At 29.1% G+C, this 2,714-nt stretch carries 3 protein-coding genes; 1 reads left to right on the top strand and 2 read right to left on the bottom strand.

What is annotated here, in order from left to right; translation table 11 throughout:
* Positions 1-154 (top strand): zinc ribbon domain-containing protein (locus ACMOUI_RS09665; protein WP_418965493.1); only part of this gene is annotated, 154 nt, incomplete at its 5' end.
* Positions 155-662: 508 nt separating this feature from the next.
* Here ACMOUI_RS09665 and ACMOUI_RS09660 read toward each other — a convergent pair.
* Positions 663-818 carry an IS3 family transposase gene (locus ACMOUI_RS09660; protein WP_418965492.1) on the bottom strand — a complete coding sequence of 52 codons (156 nt, stop codon included), beginning with the start codon at positions 816-818 and terminating at the stop codon, positions 663-665.
* Between the two features lie 304 nt (positions 819-1,122).
* A partial coding sequence (locus tag ACMOUI_RS09655; protein ID WP_418965491.1) for a DsrE/DsrF/DrsH-like family protein occupies positions 1,123-2,714 on the bottom strand: 1,592 nt, incomplete at its 5' end.

Here is a 2,714-nt window from a genome sequence, read left to right as displayed (position 1 = left end):
GTCAAAAACTTGTTCATTTTGTGGTTCAGTAAAATCTGAATTAGCACTATCTGAAAGAGTCTACAAATGTGATGAATGTAACTCAGAGATAGATAGAGACCTAAACGCCAGTATAAATATTCGTGAGGTTGGTAGAGAGCTGCTAGCCTATTAAAGCATATATCAGGGTAGGAACTACCCGTAGAGCGTGATTAACATATCTGACATGAGTTAGATACTTCCCACGAAGCCCCGCCCTCTATTTGGGCGGTGGTAGTTCACAAAGATGTAAAGAAAATAAATTTAATTCAAAATAATAAAAAAGAAAGTAATAATGTATTAGTTAGTATTCTATGATGACATCAATTAAAAATAAAGATGGAACTTGCTTAGAGCTACTTTTTATGTTAAAACATAAAAAGTAGTATGATAAATTATAAATTAAATAATAAGGATGTGGTTTGGTCCTCATATCTTATTTTGTAATATAATCAAAATAGATGTGGTACGGAGCTAAAAAATAAAATTACAATTAAAGAGTATAAAAGTAATCGTTTATAGCGATTGTTTTTGTTGTACTCTAAGTAATTTTATTTTTGCTCTCATCCAAGTGTAGTTTGTGGTCGTAGAGTAAAATCTACGACCTTTTTTATTTCTCAAATTTATCATACTACTAAAAAAAATTAAGGAGATTGGTAATCTAATTTTTTCTGAATTCTTCTTGAATTATACCAACCTTCTATGTACTCAAATAGGGCTTTTTTAGTTTCTTCAAAAGTCCTTGTTTTTTTTGATATATCATTTCTTTTTTGATTACAGAATGAAAAGATTCTATGCACGCATTGTCATAAGGATTCCCTTTCCTCCTTGGCAGAAGCAAGCTCCTTTTTCATTTTTAAAAAATCAGCATATTCAATAGACTCTTATTGGGAGTATTTATCTTAGAGAAACACTTTATCCAGCCTCTAATGCTGCTAGAGGGAACTCCATATTCACGAGATACTTCATGCACCTAGGGACAAACAATGTGAGATCTATATAAATATATAGATTTTAATAGTCAATAATATCGAAACTTTATGGACTATGGATGAAAGAAAAAAGAGGTTGATTTACAACCTCTTTTTCTAAATTATATAACGTTTAAATAAATAAATTTTTATTAGCTTTATCTGCTTCTCCTAAATATTGTCCAACACCACCAAAAGAGATTTGATCAATAAGCTCCTCTTTTTTTACACCCATAACATCCATAGACATAGTGCAGGCAACAAGGTTGGCTTCATTTTTAAGAGATTCAGCCATAAGAGTTTCTAAAGACATGATATTCTTTTTTTTCATAATCCATCTAATCATTTTAGGACCTGTTCCAAACATATTCATTTTAGAAATTGGTAACTCTTTACTATTTTTAGGTAGCATAAAGCTAAACATTTTTTCTATAAGACTCTTATTAGTATCTATGTTTTTTCTTTTTAAAATAGAGAGTCCCCAAAATGTGAAAAACATAGTAACTTTTTTTCCCATAGTTAAGGCGCCATTAGCTATTATAAATGCAGCAATAGCTTTGTCTAAATCTCCACTAAAAACAACTATTGTTAATCCATCATTTGTCTCAATAATTTTATTTTCTTTTGAAGTATTATTTTTTTTATTTTTTAAAATATCAACAAATATATTATCACCATCTTTTTTCAAAGATATAATTTCATTATTTGTAGATTTAGCCCAAGCTTGAATATCATTATAAAAACCAGGATCAGATGCTTTTGCTTTAAAAACTTCTCCATCTCCAATTTTATCCATATTTTCTTTAACTTTTACCAAAGGACCTGGACATGATAATCCACACAAATCTGTATAATCATTTAAATTTAAATTTTCTTTATTTTGAGGAAACTCTTTAATTATAGGAGATTGCTCCTTATCACCTAAAACTTTCAAATGATTTTTATATCCTCCAGCAATATTTTTAACATTGTATCCATTTTGACTTAAAAATCTTTCGGCTAAATATCCTCTCAATCCAACAGCACAATATGTCCAAATCTCTTTATCTTTTGGAATCTCTTCCATTCTTTTTCTAAGTTCACTTAAAGGAATATTTACACTATTTTCAAAAAATCCACTCACTAATTCAATAGTTTCTCTAACATCTAAAATAAAATGTTTAGAGCTATCATAATCTCTTAACTCTTCAACAAAAATCTGATTTAATCTATTATTTAAAATATTATCTCCAATAAAACCAGCCATGTTAGCAGGAGATTTTGCTGATAAAAAAGGTGGTGCATATGCTAACTCAAGTTCTTTTAAATCATCTATAGTTCCTTTAAAATGAAGAGTTGTAGCTATGGTATCAATGAATTTATCCACACCTTCTTTTCCGAAACACTGAGCTCCTAAGATTCTTTTATTCTCTTTATTAAAAAGTACTTTTATTGAAAGAGGCGAAGCTCTTGGGTAATAGTTAGCGTGATTATTAGGATGAAGATATATTTTATCAAAAGGAATATTACTATTTTTTAAAGATTTTTCATTCATCCCAGTAGAAGCAGCAGTAAGATTAAAAATTTTTAAAATAGCGGTACCTAAGCTTCCTTTATATTTTTCTTTCTCTCCAAAAATATTATTAGCTACAATACGTCCTTGTCTATTGGCAGGACCAGCTAATGGAATAAAAGATTGAGCATTAGTAATTAAATTATTAGTTAAGATAGCATCTCCAAGAGCAT

Origin of the sequence: Cetobacterium sp. (genome assembly GCF_048470075.1) — a bacterium.
Lineage (GTDB): Bacteria > Fusobacteriota > Fusobacteriia > Fusobacteriales > Fusobacteriaceae > Cetobacterium_A.
The sequence above is the reverse complement of the archived record's forward strand: the minus strand, read 5'-3'. Positions and strand labels throughout refer to the sequence as shown.